Genomic DNA, 16,538 nt, shown 5'->3' on the forward strand with positions numbered 1-16,538 from the left:
GCGGCGCCACGCACATGTGACGCAGCGAACATCTGACCGGAACCCCCTATCCGGAACCAAGTACTGGTCGGTAACGTCCGGGCAGTCCCCGGTGCGTTCACACAGAGCCGTGGCGCCGGCGCCCGATGAGGAGCAGCAGTCTTGCGTGAGTTCAGCCTTCCGGCCCTGTACGAGGTCCCCACGGACGGAAACCTGACGGATCTCATCCGCCGTAATGCGACCCAGCATCCGGATGTCGCTGTCATGAGCCGTAAGGTCGGGGGCACCTGGACGGATGTCACCGCCACCCGGTTCCTGGCCGAGGTACGGGCCGCCGCCAAGGGGCTGATCGCCGCGGGTGTGCAGCCCGGCGACCGGGTCGCCCTGATGTCCCGCACCCGCTACGAGTGGATCCAGCTCGACTTCGCGATCTGGAGCGCCGGCGGTGTGACCGTACCGGTGTACGAGACCTGCTCGGCCGAGCAGGTGCTCTGGATCCTCGGTGACTCCGGCGCGGTCGCCGCGATCGTGGAGAGCGACGCGCACGCCGAGGCCCTGGAGTCCGTGCGGGCGGAACTGCCCGCGCTCAAGCAGGTCTGGCAGATCGAGCGCGGCGCGATCGACGAGCTGACCGCGGCCTGCGCCGAGGTCACCGACGCGCTGGTGGACGAGCGCAGTGCCATCGCCAAGGCGGACGACCCGGCGACGATCGTCTACACCTCGGGTACCACCGGTCGCCCCAAGGGCTGTGTGCTCACCCACCGCGCCTTCTTCGCGGAGTGCGGCAACCTCGTCGAGCGGCTGAGCCCGCTGTTCCGTACCGGCCACAGCTCGGTGCTGCTGTTTCTGCCCGCCGCGCACGTCTTCGGCCGGATGGTCGCGATCGCGCCCGCGATGGCCCCGATCAAGCTGGGTTGCGCCCCGGACGTCAAGAACCTCACCGATGAGCTGGCGGGCTTCCGGCCGACGCTGATCCTCGGTGTGCCGCGCGTCTTCGAGAAGGTCTACAACTCGGCGCGGGCGAAGGCGCAGGCCGACGGCAAGGGCAAGATCTTCGACAAGGCAGCCGACACGGCGATCGCGTACAGCCGCGCTCTGGACGGCCCCGGCGGGGTGCCGCTCCTGCTGAAGCTCAAGCACAGGCTGTTCGACAAGCTGGTCTTCAGCAAGCTGCGCGCGGTGCTGGGCGGGCGCGGTGAGTACGCCATCTCCGGTGGCGCGCCGCTCGGCGAGCGGCTCGGCCACTTCTTCCGCGGCATCGGCTTCACGGTGCTGGAGGGCTACGGCCTGACGGAGACCTGCGCGGCCACCACGTTCAACCCGTACGACCGGCCGAAGATCGGCACGGTCGGCCAGCCCATACCTGGCTCGGTGGTCCGGATCGCCGACGACGGCGAGGTGCTGGTGCACGGCGAGCACGTGTTCTCGGGCTACTGGAACAACGAGAAGGCGACCGCCGAGGCGCTGTCCGACGGCTGGTTCCACACCGGCGACATCGGCACCCTGGACGAGGACGGCTACCTCGCGATCACCGGCCGCAAGAAGGAGATACTGGTGACGGCGGGCGGCAAGAACGTCGCCCCCGCGGTCATCGAGGACCGGATCCGGGCGCACGCGCTGGTCGCTGAGTGCATGGTGGTCGGTGACGGGCGGCCCTTCGTGGGTGCGCTGATCACCATCGACGAGGACTTCCTGGCCCGCTGGGCCGCCGACCACGGCAAGCCGGCCGGCTCCACGGCGGCTTCGCTGTGCGAGGACCCGGACCTGCTGGCGGAGATCCAGCGGGCGGTGGACGAGGGCAACAGTGCGGTTTCCAAGGCGGAATCGGTGCGGAAGTTCCGCATCCTGGGCTCCCAGTTCACTGAGGAGGCAGGCCACATCACGCCGTCGCTGAAGCTGAAGCGGAATGTGGTGACGAAGGAGTTCGCCGGAGAGATCGAGTCGATCTACGGCGCCTGACGGTCCGGTAGATCCTGACAGCCGTCGCGCCCGTGCTGTCCGGTCCGCTCAGGCGGCCCGGACCGCACGGGCGTAGTCCTCTGCCAGTACGCGCTCGATGTTCCGTTCGGCGAGCGCGGAGATGGTGACGAACGGATTGACGCCGATGGAGCCCGGTACGAGGGCTCCGTCGGTGACGTATATCCCGGGCGCCCCGCGCACCCGCCCGTAGTCGTCCGTCGCGCGCCCCAGCACACAGCCGCCCAGCGGGTGATAGGTGAAGTCGTCGGCGAAGGTCTTGTTGCCGCCGAACAGGTCGTAGCGGTAGATCGTGACATTGGCCTTGTTGATCCGGTCGAACAGGGTCTTGGCCGAGTTGACGGAGACCTGGCTCTGCGCTCTGGTCCAGTCGAGCCCCAGCTTGCCCGTGGCCGTGTCGTAGGTGAGGTCGGCACGCTCGGGGTTGCGGGTGATCGCCAGGTACAGGCTGATCCAGTGCTCGAAGCCCATGGGCAGCGGGGCGATCTCGGCGAAGACCGGGTTGGCGGCGTTGGACCAGTCGTCGATGCCCATGACCGGCATGGTCGCCTGCTTGGCGCCGACGGTGTCCCAGATGTGGTTGGCGCGGGCGGTCATGACGTTGCCATTGGGCCCCCAGCCACCGCCGACGTCCGTGCTGAGCTCGGGCAGGGTGCCGGTCTCGCGGGCGCGCAGCAGGAGTTCGGTGGTGCCGAGGCTGCCGGCACTGAGGAACAGCCGGTCGCAGCCGATCTCGCGGGTGGAGACGACCTTGCCGGTCAGGTCGATCCGTTCGGCGGTGACGACATAGCCGCCGTCGGGCTCCCGCCGGATGTCACGGGCCCGCTGGAGGGTCTCTATGGTGACGTTCCCGGTGCCGACGGCGGCCGCCAGATAGGTGCGGTCGAGGCTGCGTTTGCCGTGGTTGTTCCCGTAGATGACCTCTCCGGCGAGCGCCGACTTGGCGACCTGTCCCGCTGCCTCGCGCTCCATGTACCCGAAGTCGTACACATTGGGCACGAATACGGTCCGCAGCCCCGCTCTGGCGGCGTGCTTGCGTGAGACCCGGCTGAAGCGGTACCACTCCGTGGACTCGAACCAGGACGAGTTGACGGTGTTGACGCCGAGCATCGCGTTGGCGCGCGGGAAGTACGTGCCGTACATGGCGTCGGCGTCCACGTTGGGCAGCATCTCGCTGAAGTAGGACCGTTGCGGAGTGACGGCCATTCCGCCGTTGACGAGCGATCCACCGCCGACACCCCGCCCCACGTACACCGACATGTCGGCGAAGCGGACGCGGTCGAGGACCCCCGGGTAGGGGCTGATGTCCTTGTTGACCACATCGAGCCACAGGAACTGGGCGAGCGGCGCCTCGGTGCGGGTGCGGAACCACATGGACCGCTGGTCGGGGGCGCTGGTGGTGCAGAAGACCTTTCCGTCGGCGCCCGGGGTGTCCCACAGGCGGCCCATCTCCAGGACGAGGGTGCTGATCCCGGCCTCACCGAGGCGCAGTGCGGTGACCGCGCCTCCGTAGCCGGAGCCGATGACGAGGGCGGGGACGCGGGTGTCGGCGGAGGCCCGTTCGGCTGCTCGGGCCGGAACGGCCCCGATACGGGTCAGGCCGAGTGCCGCCGCGGTCTGGAGGGCGCCGAGACCCAGAAGATGACGACGCGTCAGATTTGATGTCATGCGCGCAGCATGGGCGGAATTTTCGATTCCGCCCATAGGATCGGGCAGTAATTTTTCGCGCGGCGCAAGAGTGCCTAATGGGCCAGGAGTGGCGCGAATGGCACGGGTGGCTGCGGGTGCCATCGCCTGAACGCCGGGCTCGTCGCTCCCGGATGCCGGACGCGCGGGACCGGGGAGGCACCGCGGCAGCCGGCACCCGGCCGATGGGGGCTCAGAGCAGGGTCTTGAGCCGCTCGGCGAGCAGGTCCCAGCGCCACTTCTCCTCGACCCACCCACGGCCGCACTCGCCCATCCGGCGGCGCAGTTCCGGATCGCGGAGCAGGGTCACGATCCGGTCGGCCGACTCCTCGGGGCGGTCGCCGCGCACCACCCAGCCCGTCTCGCCGTCGAGCACCGCGTCCGGAGCGCCGCCCGAGTCCCCGGCGACCACCGGGAGACCGGTGGCCGAGGCCTCCAGGTAGACGATGCCGAGGCCCTCCACGTCAAGTCCGCCGCGGCGGGTGCGGCAGGGCATGGCGAAGACGTCCCCGGCACCGTGGTGCGCGGGCAGTTCCTCCCAGGGGACGGGGCCGGTGAAGCGGACGGAGTCCGTGACGCCGGTGGAGTGGGCGAGGCGCCGCAGGTCGTTCTCGTACGGGCCTCCGCCGACGATCAGCAGCACGGCGTCCGGCACGTCGGCGAGGATCGCGGGCATGGCCCGGATCAGGGTGTCCTGGCCCTTGCGCGGGACCAGCCGGGAGACGCAGACGACCACCGGGCGGTCACTGAGGCCGAGGCGTTCGCGTACGGCGTCGCCGCCCGAGCCGGGGTGGAAGGTCTTCTCGTCGACGCCGGGGGGCAGCTGAACCATCCGCCCGGCCGCTTCGGGGGTCAGCGCCCCGGCGATCCGCGAGCGGGTGTACTCCCCGAGATGGGTGATGGTGTCCGTGCCTTCGCCGATCCGGCGCAGCAGCCGCCGCGCCCCTGGCAGCTGCGCCCAGCCCGCCTCATGCCCATGGGTGGTGGCGACCAGCCGCCGGGCGCCGGCGCGCCGCAGCGCGGGCGCCATCAGTCCGAGCGGAGCGGCGGCCCCGAACCAGACCGAGGTGCAGCCGTGCTCCCTGAGCAGCCCCACCGCGCGCCGGGTGACCCTGGGGGTGGGGAGCAGCATGGTCGTACGGTCCCTGATCACCGTGAACGGCTGCTCGGCGTCGAATGCCGCGGTCGCCTCGACGCCCTCACGGCCGCGCTTCCAGGTGGAGGCATAGACGACCAGCCGCTCGGGATCCAGGCGCAACGCCATGTTGTGCAGGAATGCCTGGATCCCGCCCGGTCGGGGCGGGAAGTCGTTGGTGACGATCAGGGTCTTGTCCATTGCCGCCGACAGTACCAACGGCGGCGGGGCCGCTCGCTCTCGCTCAGGCGTTCGCGGCATCATGGCAGCTCACACCGATTGCGGTACGACAAACACGTGAGGTGATCATGAGAGGCGCGGCGCGCGCAGTCCTTCCCGTCGCGGGGTGGGTGATCACCAGGACCGTGCTGCTGCTGTGGGTGCTGAAGGTGCTCCATGTCGCCGGGCCCGACGTGACCAGCGACGTCGAGGTGATCTACCAGGGCTGGTTCGAGGTGCTCAAGACCGGCACGTACCCGCTGGACGACGTCACCTGGCAGTACCCGCCCGCCGCAGCGCTCGCCGTCCTCGCCCCCGGCTCACTGCCCTTCCTCGGCTACACCAAGGCATTCTTCCTGCTCTCGCTGCTCTGCGACGCACTGGTCATGGGGCTGCTGACATATGCGGGACGCCGACCGGAGAAGTCACCGAGAGGCGTCTGGTTCTGGGTCGTCGGGGTGCCGCTGCTCGGACCCACCGCGTATGCGCGCTACGACCTGATGGTGACCGCCGTCGCGGTGGCGGCCCTGCTCGCGGCGGCCCGCAGACCCGCGCTCGCCGGGGCACTCGCCGGTCTCGGAGCGATGCTGAAGGTCTGGCCGCTGCTCGTGCTGGCCGGGATGCGGCATGGGGCGGCGGCGCGTCGCTCCTGGCTCGCGGCCGGGGCCGCGGTGGGCGGACTGCTGCTGGCCTTCGGCGCGGCGATGCCGGGCGCGCTGGCGTTCCTCACCTTCCAGCGCGACCGGGGCACCGAGGTCGAGTCGCTGGGTGCGCTGGTGTTCCATGTGGCCCGGCACTACGGGTGGGAAGGAGAGGTGCTCCTCAACTACGGCTCGGTCGAGTTCCTCGGCCCGTACGTTCCGCTGGTGAGCCGGGCCGCACTGGCACTGACGGCGATGGCGTTCGCCTGGCTGCTGGTCTGGCGGCTGCGGGCCAGGGAGTTCACGGCGGGAACGGCGGCGGACGCGGCGTTCACCGCGGTGCTGCTGTTCACCACCACCAGCCGGGTGATCAGCCCTCAGTACATGATCTGGCTGGTGGGCCTCGCGGCGGTGTGCATGGTGTTCCGCACCAGCAGGATGGCGCTGCCCGCCTGCCTGGTGCTGATCGCCACGGGGGTCACCTATCTGGAGTTCCCCATCTGGTTCGCGGACGTGGTGACCAGCAGCCCGCGCGGAATCGCGCTGCTGGCCGTCCGCAACGGGCTGCTGGTGGCGGCCTCCCTGCTGGCCTGCCGGCGGCTGTGGACCAGCACAGTCCCCGGGGCGGCGGACCGGGCGGGCGCCGGGGGTTCTGCCTCGCCGGATCAGCCGGTGCGGGACAGGGAGTTGCAGGGCTTCCGAGGGGGCACACCGCCTGCTCAGGCCAGGCGCGTCCGCAGGTACGCCCGCCACTCGGCGGTGAAGGCAGCCCGCGAGGTACCCAGGACCTCGCGTAGGGCATCGTCCAGGCCCTGGCGGGGCACCGCGCGGTAGAGGTCCGTGAGGGCCGCGTCCCCATGGCGCTCCGCGATCAGCTCGCAGGCGAGCCAGGCGCCCTCGTAGGCACGGCCCAGACCCTCCGCGTCCGCGCCGAATCGGAAGTCGGCATCGGCGGGCAGCGCGATGGGGGCGCCACCGGCGCGTACCGCACGGTGCAGGGCGGGGGCTGCCTCAGCGGCCGGGCGCGGCGTGGCGCGGTAGGCGGCCCAGTCGGCGAAGCCCTCCGAGAGCCACATCGGGGTGGTCGGCGAGGTGTCCGCGCGGGTGGCGACATGGGTGGTCTCGTGGGCGAGGACGAGCCCGCGGCCGAACGCGCTCAGTGTGTCGTACGCCTCCGGGTTGACGATCACCCGCTCCGCGGAACCCGTGGTGACCGCCGCCATGCCCCGGTAGCCCTCCGCGGGCGCGCCCAGCAGCCGGCCCATGGCCTCCAGGGAGTCCGGCACCAGGACCACCACTCGGCCTGCCCAGCGCCCCGGCCAGGCCGCCGACACCTCGGGGACCGCGCGATCGGCATCCGCGGCGATCCGGCGCAGCCGGGCGAGGTCGCCGCCGGTGCCGAGGACCAGGCTGCGGGTGCCGCGCACCACCCGGACGTCGCCCTGCTGCCACAGTTGCTGGGCCCCGCCCTCCCCCGCGCGGTCGCCGGTGACATACCAGCGGCCGTCGCGCACGGCCAGTTCGAGGGTGCGAGCGGTGGTCACCGGAGCGCTGTCGTACCCGTCGAGCCGGTAGCGCAGTTCGGCGTCGGCCGTGGCACGGTCGCCGGAGCGGCGCACCCCCGTCAGCCGGTACTCCCACGACCGCAGCGGCATGTCCGCGAGGTTGGCGAACTCCTGGCGCCCCGCCGGGCGCAGTTTCGCGTCAAGCACGGCGAGGTAGCCCGCCTCGTCGTGGCGCAGCACCGCGGTCGCCCTGCCGTCCAGGGTGCGCTTGACGTCCCGGGACGTGGTGTCGGGTGGAGGCTCCGCGCAGCCGCCCGCCGCCAACAGCACACCGGCGGCGACGAGTGCCCGTGCCCGCCGCCGTACGGTCCCGTGTCCGGGGGAACCCGGAGCCTTTCGTTCTGATCTTGCCGGGCTCGCGTGCCCCGGCACCGCGTCTCGCCGCTCCCCCTGGGCCCTGCGGGCCCGGGATGTGCCCCCCGTCGTCGGTCGGCATGGCTCCGCCATGACTCCCTCCTCCGCCTCGCGACACGTCCCCCCGGCCCCAGGGGGCCCAGGGAGGCTCCATGCATCAGACCCCGCTCACTGATCCGACCCGATCCACACGAAAGGCCCAGGGCCTTCACCCGGTCGATGGTACGGGGCTCGGTCAGGGGCGGGTGACGGAGGCGATCGGCATCATGCCCACCGGGTCGTAGCGCACCGCGGCGCCTGGGTAGGGCGCGTGCACCACCTGGCCGTTGCCGACGTACATGGCCACATGGCTGGCGTCGGAGCGGTAGGTCACCAGGTCACCCGGGCGGGCCTCCGACAGGGGCACCTTCCGTCCGGCATGGCGCTGGGCCTGGGACGTACGCGGCAGACCGACGCCCGCCTGCGCGTACGACCACTGCATGAGCCCCGAGCAGTCGAAGCCGTTCGGACCGCTCGCGCCCCAGACATAGGGCCTGCCGAGCGCGCTCTTCGCGGCCGTGACGGCGGTGGCGGCGCGTGCGGACGCGGGTCCGGCCGACAGGTCCGCCGGCAGGCCGTCCCATCCCGAGCGGGAGGCACGGCCGGGGCCGTCGCGCTCGGCGGACGGCAGTGCGTTCAGCATCCGCCGCGCCTCGGCCAGCTTTGCCTCGACCATACGCTTGTGCCGGGCGACGGCGGCCCGGTTCTCCTCCAGCTCCACCAGCTTGCGCCCGGCTTCCGCGCGCTCACGCGCCAGCGTGTGCCGGGCGCGTCGTAGATCGCGGAGGGCGGCGCTCTGGCGGTCGCCGATCCGGCCGAGCAACTCCGCCTTGCCGAGATACGAGTCCGGGTCGTCCGAGAGCAGCAGTGCCAGGGCTGGATCGATACCGCCCGAGCGGTACTGGGCTCCCGCGACCGCGCCGAGAGCCCCGCGCATCGTGTTGACCCGCTCCTGGCCCCGTGCCGCGCGGTCGCGCATCGCGGCCACCTCGCTGCGCAGCCGGTCCACGCGCTCACCGGCCGCGTTGTAGGCCTCCGTGGCCCGCTCCGCCTGCTCGTACAGCCGGTCGACCTTCGCTCGGGTGGGGGCGGCCTGTTCCTGGGCGGGGGCGGCGGCGGTGGTGCCGTGCGGTTCGGCGCCGGCCGGGGCCGCGCCGAGCGCGGCTGCCGCGGTGGCCGCCGCGGCGGACAGCAGGGTGCCCCGGGCACCGCGGGGGAAACCGGAGAGCCCCGACGACGGGGTGGATCGGCGATGGGACGCCACAGGAGCCGCACTCCCTTCCGCTGGACGGGGCGGTCCTACGACCGCCGCGCGGCAGAGAGTAGTCGCGTGATTACGCGGCACCAAAAGCCCCGCAGGGGGCGAAAAGTGACGCCCCACCGCAGACCGCGAGGTCATCGGCGGGGCGCACTGTCAGCTACCCGTCCCGCGATTCCCCCGATCGGGTGCTGCGGGACACCAAGGCTTTCCCGGTCCGGCGACTCAGACCCGGACGCCGAACTGGAAGGTGCCCATGTAGTCCATCGACTCGTAGCGCACGTAGGCGCCCGGCTTCGGGGCGTGCAGGATCTGGTTGTTGCCCGCGTACAGGCCCACGTGGGAAAGACCGTTGAAGAAGACCAGGTCGCCCGGCTTGAGCTGGCTGCGGCCGATCTTCACACCGTCGTTCTGCTGGGTGTAGGTGGTGCGCGAGATGCTCACGCCCGCCTGGCGGTACGCCCACTGCGTCAGACCGGAGCAGTCGTACGAGTTGGGGCCCTCGGCGCCGGAGAAGTAGGGCTTGCCGATCTGGGTGGCGGCGGCGCTCAGCGCCGCACCTCCGCGCTGCGAGGCAGGCACCTCGTTGCCGAGGTCCACACGCTCGCCGGCGGCGCGGCTGGCACGCTGCTCCTCCTCCTGGAGCTTCGCACGCTCGGCCGCCGTGAGGGTGTTGAGCAGCTCCCGCGCGTCGGCGAGCTTGCCCTGGAACGCCTTCTTCTTCTCGCCGAGCGTCTTGCGTACGTCCTCGAGGTCGTCGAGCTTCTTGGCCGCCTCGGCTCGCTGCTGGGCCAGGGTGCGCTGCTTGGCCTGGATCTCCTCCAGCGCCTGGGTCTGCTTGGCGCCGAGCTGGTCGATCGCCGACGCCTTCTCGAGGTAGGTGTCCGGGTCGGAGGAGAGGAAGAGCTGGAGGGCAGGGTCGACACCGCCGGAGCGATACTGGGCGCTGGCCACCGAACCGAGCTTGCCGCGCAACTCGTTGACCTCGTCCTGGCCGCGAGCCACCTGGTCCTGGATCGCGTCGACCTGCTTCTGGAGCCTGGTCTGCTGCTCCTTGGCCCCGTTGTACTCCTCGGTGGCCTTCTCCGCCTCGTGGTACAGGGCGTCGACCTTGGCCTTGACCTCGTCCTTGCTGGGCTTGGCCGGAGCGGCCTGAGCGGCCTGTGAGCTCAGGGCGACGGCTGCCGCGGCGGTCGCGGTGAGCACGGACACACGAGCGCGGCTGGGCTGCTTGGGTCGACGGTGGGACGCCACGAAGGCGAGCTCCTTCTTCCTAGAGCCGCCTGCCGGGCAGTCGGGACGGTTCCCGGCTCCACGCAACCACATACCCGAAAAGGGACGAACTGCGCGAAATTGGCGGTTCCTTCACTGCCATCCCGGATGGATGATCAACCGCGCGAAGGTTCGAGGCCTGACCCTAGTGACCTCTCCGTGATCAGTTCAAATCCTCATGAGTAAAAACTACCTACCACGCATCATTTTTTACGCTCATCACACACGTAGTAGCGGCGACTTGACCGTACGTTCCCCGAAATCGGGCATACGTCACAGGAGTTACGAGAGGGATGAGTCACGCAAGTGACTTCTAAGGGCTGTCCCGTAATTCCCAGTGGATCAGCGCGCGGCGTCAGATGCGGTGCATCGCAAGGCGGAGAGTCATCCCCATACTGGGCGTATTCGGATTATTCGACAACGCAGCGTGGGGGCACCTCCCGGCGAAGCCAGGGGGAGTGCCGTAGCTGGCGTCGCGCGCCCGCTGGGGATTACGGGACAGCCCTTAGACACGCGAAAGGCGCTTGAGCAGCATCGCCGACGCCACCGGCCGCGCCCCTGCCTTGGCGACGCCGTCGGCGACCTCGCGGTCGGTGGAGACCACGACCACGGGTCGGCCCGGCGGCTCCGCCCGCACGAGCTGTCGAATGAGCTCGTCGGCCGTCACCCCGGGCTTGGAGAACAGCACCCGCACCCCGCGCGGGGGCGCGAGCAGAACCGGCGCCGCCAACTCGGCGCCGTCGAACACGCAGGTCATCTCCGCACCGGTCTGCGCGGCCAGCATCGCCAGCCCGCCGAGCAGCCTCAGCCGCTGCTTCTCCAGCGGCATGGTCGGGTAACCGGTCTTGGTGACGTTGTAGCCGTCCACCACCAGGTGAACCTGGGGCAGCGCGAGCAACTGGTCGAGCAGCGCCGGATCGGTCTCGGAGAGCGCCCGCGCCGCGATGTCCTTCGGGGACATCCTGCCCGGCTCGACCGCGGGGACCGTGTCGGCGGGATGCAGCGAAGCGGGGGGAAGAGCCAGTTCACGCCGCAGCCCCTGAGCCGCGTCCAGCACGGTGTCCAGCAGCAGCCGTACCCGCATGTCCTCCAGGGAGCGCCCTTCCCTGGCCGCCCTGCGGCTCGACTCGACCGCCGACTCGGCCTCCCCGAGCCTTGCCCTGAGCCGCCGGGCCTCGCTCTCGGCTGCCGACACCTGGGCGTGTGCCTCTGCCTTCGCCGCCTCGGAGTCGGCGGCGGCGCGGCGCAACGCGGCCTCACCGCGTTTCACATCGCTCTGGGCGCTGCGCAGCTTGCGGTGCAGTGACTCGGCCTCCTTGCGGGCGGCCTCGAGTTCGGACCGCAACCGGTCGGCTTCGGCCTTGGCATGGGCCTTGAGCCGCTCGACCTCGTCGCGCAGCCGCTCCAGTTCCTGCCGTGACTCCTCGTCGGCCCGCTCGGCCTCCACACGCTGGGCCTCCTCGCCCGCGGCGGCGACCAGCTTCACCCATCCGGGCGGGCGCAGCACATAGGCGGCGGCGGCCACGTCCACCGGGTCGGCGGCGGCGGGCGGCGCGCCGGCTTCGAGCGTCCCGGCCAACTCCGGCTGCGTCTCGCGCAGCCGCTCGCCGATGCGCTGGCGGAACACCGCGTCGCCCTCAAGGGCGGCGGCCATCGCGTTGCCCGCGAATTTGGCGCGACGGGACGGGGTGAACCGGGCGTACTGCCGCAACTGGGCGGGCAGGTCGCCGATCGTCAGACCGCCGAACGCGTCCGAGACCAGGGCGACCACCCGGCGCCGCACGCCCTCGGGCAGCGGGCGGTCCAGCCCCTCCGCGGCGCCGCCGGCCGCGCCGGCCGGGTCCCCGCCGCTGTCAGGCCGCTCCACGATCCGTCACTCCTAAGATCTCCGTGCGTTCCGGGCGCTCTTCTCACGAATCCGCACCCGGCCGCTCAGCCGGTCAGTTCGATTGGTTCCACCGCGTTCCTCAAGGTGCCGGAACGACTCGATGGTCTCACTGACCACGGCGCACCACTCCCCCGGCGCCGGTCTTCGTCCCGTTCTTGTCGCATCGCGCGCACTCCCCGTAACCCTACGACCTCAGGGGCCCGCCGTGACACGGCGAGGCGGCCCTCGGCCCGCGGCCCCGGTAGGCCATGCTCGGACGCATGACGCAGCGGCGGGCAGCGACCCGGACGGGGACCCCGGGGGCCACGAGCGGCCCCGTGGTGACGTACGGCGTGATCGGGCTGTGCTGCCTGGTCTTCGTCATCGGCCCGGTCTCCGGGCTCAACCCCGGGTTCGGGACAGGGGACACCCTGCTCGCCGGCACCACCGCGTACTTCGAACGCTGGGGAGTCATCCCGAGCGAATTGACGCACGGCTCCCCGCGGGCCCTGCTCACCCCGTTGACCGCGCTGTTCGTCCACGGCAGCTGGCTGCATCTGCTCGGCAACATGCTGTTCCTGTTCGTCTTCGGCGCGATGACCGAGGAGCGGATGGGGCGGGTGAGATTCGCGCTCTTCTACATCGGCTGCGGGTATCTCGCGCTCCTCGCCTACGCCGTGGCGAACGCGCAGTCCACGCAGACGCTGGTGGGCGGCTCGGGGGCCATCTCGGGGGTGCTGGGGGCGTTCCTGTGCCTCTTCCCCAAGGCGCGGGTGACCAGTCTCTTCCCGTTCCTCTTCTTTCTGCCGCTGCGGTTTCCCGCGTGGATCGTGCTGCTGTTCTGGTTCGCCCTGCAGTGGATGGCGGAGGCGCAGGACACCTCGTCCGGCCCGGGGGTCGCCTATCTGGCCCATCTGGTGGGCTTCGGGATCGGCTTCTGCTGCGCATGGGCCGGCCTGTGGCTGGGGGCTAGAGTGAGAGCCCAAGCCACGGCCACCGAGGGAGACAGCCAGCCGTGATCACCGCGATCGTGCTCATCAAGACCAGCGTGGACCGCATCCCGGAGATCGCGGAGTCGATCGCCGGTCTCGACAGCGTCAGCGAGGTCTTCTCGGTCACCGGTACGTACGACCTGATCGCGATGGTCCGGGTGGCCCAGCACGAGGATCTGGCGGATGTCATCCCGGGCCGGATCAGCAAGATCCCGGGCGTCGAGGCGACGGACACCCATGTCGCGTTCCGTACGTACTCGCAGCACGACCTGGAAGCCGCGTTCGCCATCGGCCTCGACGCGTAGGCTCTCCACCGCCCGGCGCGGGTGCGCCGGGCGGATCGGCGGCCCTTCAGGGGCACCCTGACCACTCAGACAACGGGCACGCAGCGGCCGTCCTCGGTGCGGTAGTCCCACCGGGCGCCCTCTCGTACCAGCTCCTTGACGGCCCCCACGAACCGCTCCACATGCTCGTCCGGGGTCCCGGCGCCGAAGCTGACCCGGATCGCGTTCAGGGACCGCTCCCCCGCGGCCGCGTCCGGGGCTCCGCACTCACCGGTCTCGGCGGGGTCGCTGCCCAGCAGGGTGCGGATCAGCGGATGGGCGCAGAAGAGGCCGTCGCGGACGCCGATGCCGTACTCGGCCGACAGGGCGGCGGCGAAGTGCGAGCTGTTCCAGCCTTCCACCACGAAGGACAGGACGCCGACTCGGGCGGCCCCATCCCCGAACAGTGACAGCACCCTGACCTCGGGGACCTGGGCGAGTCCGGCGCGGAGCCGCTCGACGAGGTGCCGTTCGCGCGCGACGAGCGCCTCGAATCCGGCGTCGGTCAGCGCCTTGCAGGCGGAGGCGACGGCGTAGGCGCCGATGACATTCGGCGATCCGGCCTCATGGCGGGCCGCCGTGGTGTGCCACTCCACGTCCACGCCGCCGTCGGGGCGCCTGGCGACCGTGCGGGAGGCGCCGCCGCCCGCGAGATACGGTTCGGCGGCCTGCAACCAGTCGGCCCGCCCCGCGAGCACGCCCGAGCCGAACGGCGCGTAGAGCTTGTGCCCCGAGAAGGCCACCCAGTCGACGTCCAGGTCCCGTACGGAGACGGGGTGGTGGGGGGCAAGCTGGGCGGCGTCCAGCACGATCCGGGCACCGTGGGCGTGCGCGGCGGCGGCGAGTTCGCGTACCGGCCACAGCTCCCCGGTCACATTGGAGGCGCCGGTGACGCAGACCAGCGCGGGGCCGGCGGGCTCGCGTTCGGCGAGCGCCGTCGCCAGGGTCCGCACGGCTTCGCCCGGGGTACGCGGCGCGTCCAGATAGGTGACGTCCGCGCCCTGCCACGGCAGCAGCGCCGCGTGGTGCTCGGTCTCGAAGACGAAGACCCTGCAGCCGTCCGGCAGGGCGGCGGCGAGCAGGTTCAGCGAATCCGTGGTCGAACGGGTGAAGACCACCTGGTCCGCTTCCCGGCAGCCGAGGAACCGGTGGACCGTCGTCCGGCTGTTCTCGAACAGTTCGGTGGACAGCTGTGAGAGATACCCGGCGCCGCGGTGCACGCTGCCGTAGTACGGGGCGTAGGCGGCGATGTCGTCCCACACCCGCTGCAAGGCCGGTGCGCTGGCGGCGTAGTCGAGTGCGGCGTAGGTGACCTGGCCCCCGGTCACGAGCGGGACGGTGACGTCGCGGCCGAGCACCGGCAGCGGGCCGGTGGGGCGGCAGGAACCGTCGGAAGCAGGGGCGGCAGCGGTTGCGGTGGCGACGGCGGTGGACGGACGTGCGGGCATGGCTTGTCTCCCGGATGACAGGGCGAATGGCTGTGAAACACCCGAGCGACGGCACAACCGCCGTCCGGCATACGGGTGTTGCCTCGACGCGGCAACGATGGGCGCCCGCGCGGAGGTGGGGTGGAAGGGGCCGGGAGGCCCTACCGCATTCGCTTGCTCACGAGAATCGCTCCCTCGAGGACCAGGACCCCAGGGGCGGCAAGGGGTCCGCGCTTGCCGTGGACCTCACTGCCCACAGCCTGGTCTTCACCCGGGGCACCCCGCCACGGACGGAGGGTTGCCGGACAGCGGGCCGGGGCCGTCTTCGCTGTCACTCATGACCTTGAGGAGCATCCTGCCATACGTCTCGAAACACGCAAGGCGCAGTCCACAGTGCGGACTGCGCCTCAGGGCTGTCCCGTAATCCCCAGCGGGCGCACGGCGCTCCCCCAGGGCTCCGTTTGGGAGGTACCCCCAGCTACGGCACTCCCCCTGGCTTCGCCGGGGGGTGCCCCCACGCCGCGTTGCCGAATCACCCGAATACGCCCAGCGTGAGGACGACCCTCCGCCTTGCGATGCGTCCCCTCGGCCCCAAGGGCCGGGTGAGACCCCGTGCAGCTGACGCCGCACGCTGGTCCACCGGGGTTTGCGGGACAGCCCTTCGTGCCACTTCGGTCAGCGGTTGCTGGCTGCCACCCAGCGCTCCAGGGCGCTCTTCGCCGCGCCTGAGTCGATGGACTGGGCCGCCTTGGCCATCCCGTCTCCGAGTTGCTCCGTCAGAGTGCCGTCGTCCGGCTCAAGCGCGGCCAGCGCCGCCGCCGAGTTCAGCAGCACGGCATCCCGGACCGGGCCCGTCTCGCCTGCGAGCAGCCGGCGGGCGACATCGGCGTTGTACGAGGCGTCGGCGCCTCGCAGAGCCTCCACCGGGACCAGTTCGATGCCCAGATCCCGCGGGTCGAAGGACTCCTCGCGGACAGAGCCGTCGCGTACCACCCAGACCCTGGAGGTCGCGGTGGTGGTGAGCTCGTCCAGGCCGTCTTCACCCCGGAACACCAGCGCGCTCGAACCGCGCTCGGCAAGCACGCCCGCCATGATCGGGGCCATCCTGGCGTCCGCGACCCCGGTGGCCTGTGCCTTCACCCGCGCCGGATTGGTCAGCGGACCCAGGAAGTTGAATGTCGTGCGGATACCGAGCTCCTTGCGCGCGGCAGCCACATGGCGCAGGGCCGGGTGGAACTTCACGGCGAAGCAGAAGGTGATCCCGGCTTCCCCCGCGACCTCGGCGACCCTCTCCGGTGTCAGCTCCAGATTGACGCCGAGCTTCTCCAGTACGTCCGACGCACCGCTTGCGCTGGATGCCGCGCGGTTGCCGTGCTTGACGACCTTGGCGCCGGTCCCGGCGACGACGATCGCGGACATGGTGGAGATGTTGACGGTCTTGGCGCCGTCGCCTCCGGTGCCGACGATGTCCACCGTCCGTCCCGGCACTTCGATCAGCCGGGCGTGCGCGTACATCGTGCGCACCAGCCCGGCGATCTCCTCGACCGTCTCGCCCTTGGCCCGCAGCGCCACCGCGAAACCCGCGATCTGGGCGTCGGTGGCCTCACCGCGCAGGATGCGGTCCATCGCCCAGGCGGTGTCGTCGGCGCTCTGGTCATGTCCGGACAGCAGGGCGTCCAGCACCCTGGGCCAGGAACGGCCCGCCGCGGTAGTGCTCCCCCCGGCTTCGCCGGGGGCACCCCCACCAGCGGGGCTCACAGCGCTCATGGTCGCTCCTGGTCGGTTCGTACGAACGGGTATGCCC

12 protein-coding genes and 1 riboswitch are annotated in these 16,538 nt (G+C 71.2%); of the genes, 4 read left to right on the forward strand and 8 right to left on the reverse strand.

Annotated elements, in window-relative coordinates:
* Positions 1-141 precede the first annotated feature (141 nt).
* Positions 142-1,938 (forward strand): AMP-dependent synthetase/ligase, encoded by a 1,797-nt coding sequence (locus tag V1460_RS26965; RefSeq protein WP_338676210.1) that lies wholly within the window; start codon positions 142-144, stop codon positions 1,936-1,938.
* A 48-nt stretch (positions 1,939-1,986) separates the two neighbouring features.
* On the opposite strand, the gene V1460_RS26970 is transcribed toward V1460_RS26965, so the two are convergent.
* Both V1460_RS26970 and V1460_RS26975 read right to left on the reverse strand, forming a co-directional pair.
* Complete coding sequence (locus V1460_RS26970; protein ID WP_338676211.1) at positions 1,987-3,624, reverse strand: GMC oxidoreductase; 1,638 nt, start codon at positions 3,622-3,624, stop codon at positions 1,987-1,989.
* Between the two features lie 211 nt (positions 3,625-3,835).
* Complete coding sequence (locus V1460_RS26975) at positions 3,836-4,978, reverse strand: glycosyltransferase family 4 protein (protein ID WP_338676212.1); 1,143 nt, start codon at positions 4,976-4,978, stop codon at positions 3,836-3,838.
* A gap of 107 nt (positions 4,979-5,085) precedes the next feature.
* Here V1460_RS26975 and V1460_RS26980 point away from each other — a divergent pair, with 107 nt between their 5' ends.
* Positions 5,086-6,471, forward strand: a complete 1,386-nt coding sequence (locus V1460_RS26980) for a glycosyltransferase 87 family protein (RefSeq protein ID WP_338676213.1) — start codon at positions 5,086-5,088, stop codon at positions 6,469-6,471.
* Here V1460_RS26980 and V1460_RS26985 read toward each other — a convergent pair.
* From V1460_RS26985 to V1460_RS27000, 4 genes are all read right to left on the reverse strand, one after another.
* The gene (locus V1460_RS26985) at positions 6,357-7,649 is read right to left on the reverse strand and encodes a hypothetical protein (RefSeq protein ID WP_338676214.1); all 1,293 of its coding nucleotides are present in this window, start codon (positions 7,647-7,649) and stop codon (positions 6,357-6,359) included. The two genes, V1460_RS26980 and V1460_RS26985, sit on opposite strands and share 115 nt — an antisense overlap.
* A 142-nt stretch (positions 7,650-7,791) precedes the next feature.
* The gene (locus V1460_RS26990; protein ID WP_338676215.1) at positions 7,792-8,859 is read right to left on the reverse strand and encodes an NlpC/P60 family protein; all 1,068 of its coding nucleotides are present in this window, start codon (positions 8,857-8,859) and stop codon (positions 7,792-7,794) included.
* Between the two features lie 219 nt (positions 8,860-9,078).
* Positions 9,079-10,107: an NlpC/P60 family protein gene (locus V1460_RS26995; RefSeq protein WP_338676216.1), complete on the reverse strand. Its 1,029-nt coding sequence runs from the start codon at positions 10,105-10,107 to the stop codon at positions 9,079-9,081.
* Between the two features lie 523 nt (positions 10,108-10,630).
* A complete protein-coding gene (locus V1460_RS27000; RefSeq protein ID WP_338676217.1) occupies positions 10,631-11,992 on the reverse strand; it encodes an NYN domain-containing protein in 1,362 nt (453 codons plus the stop codon).
* Positions 11,993-12,273: 281 nt separating this feature from the next.
* Between V1460_RS27000 and V1460_RS27005 the strand changes: the two genes are divergently transcribed.
* Both V1460_RS27005 and V1460_RS27010 read left to right on the forward strand, forming a co-directional pair.
* Positions 12,274-13,011, forward strand: coding sequence for a rhomboid family intramembrane serine protease (locus V1460_RS27005; protein ID WP_338676218.1), 738 nt, complete (start codon positions 12,274-12,276; stop codon positions 13,009-13,011).
* Positions 13,008-13,289, forward strand: a complete 282-nt coding sequence (locus V1460_RS27010) for an Lrp/AsnC ligand binding domain-containing protein (RefSeq protein ID WP_338676219.1) — start codon at positions 13,008-13,010, stop codon at positions 13,287-13,289. Before V1460_RS27005 ends, V1460_RS27010 begins: the two co-directional genes overlap by 4 nt.
* Positions 13,290-13,354: 65 nt before the next feature.
* Here the strand turns inward: V1460_RS27010 and V1460_RS27015 are convergent, their stop codons facing one another.
* The gene (locus tag V1460_RS27015; RefSeq protein WP_338676220.1) at positions 13,355-14,755 is read right to left on the reverse strand and encodes an aminotransferase class V-fold PLP-dependent enzyme; all 1,401 of its coding nucleotides are present in this window, start codon (positions 14,753-14,755) and stop codon (positions 13,355-13,357) included.
* Between the two features lie 204 nt (positions 14,756-14,959).
* A riboswitch (SAM riboswitch) is annotated at positions 14,960-15,077 on the reverse strand.
* A gap of 332 nt (positions 15,078-15,409) precedes the next feature.
* The gene (gene trpD / locus V1460_RS27020) at positions 15,410-16,501 is read right to left on the reverse strand and encodes an anthranilate phosphoribosyltransferase (RefSeq protein WP_338676221.1); all 1,092 of its coding nucleotides are present in this window, start codon (positions 16,499-16,501) and stop codon (positions 15,410-15,412) included.
* Positions 16,502-16,538 lie beyond the last annotated feature (37 nt).

Origin of the sequence: Streptomyces sp. SCSIO 30461, from assembly GCF_037023745.1 — a bacterium.
GTDB lineage: Bacteria > Actinomycetota > Actinomycetes > Streptomycetales > Streptomycetaceae > Streptomyces.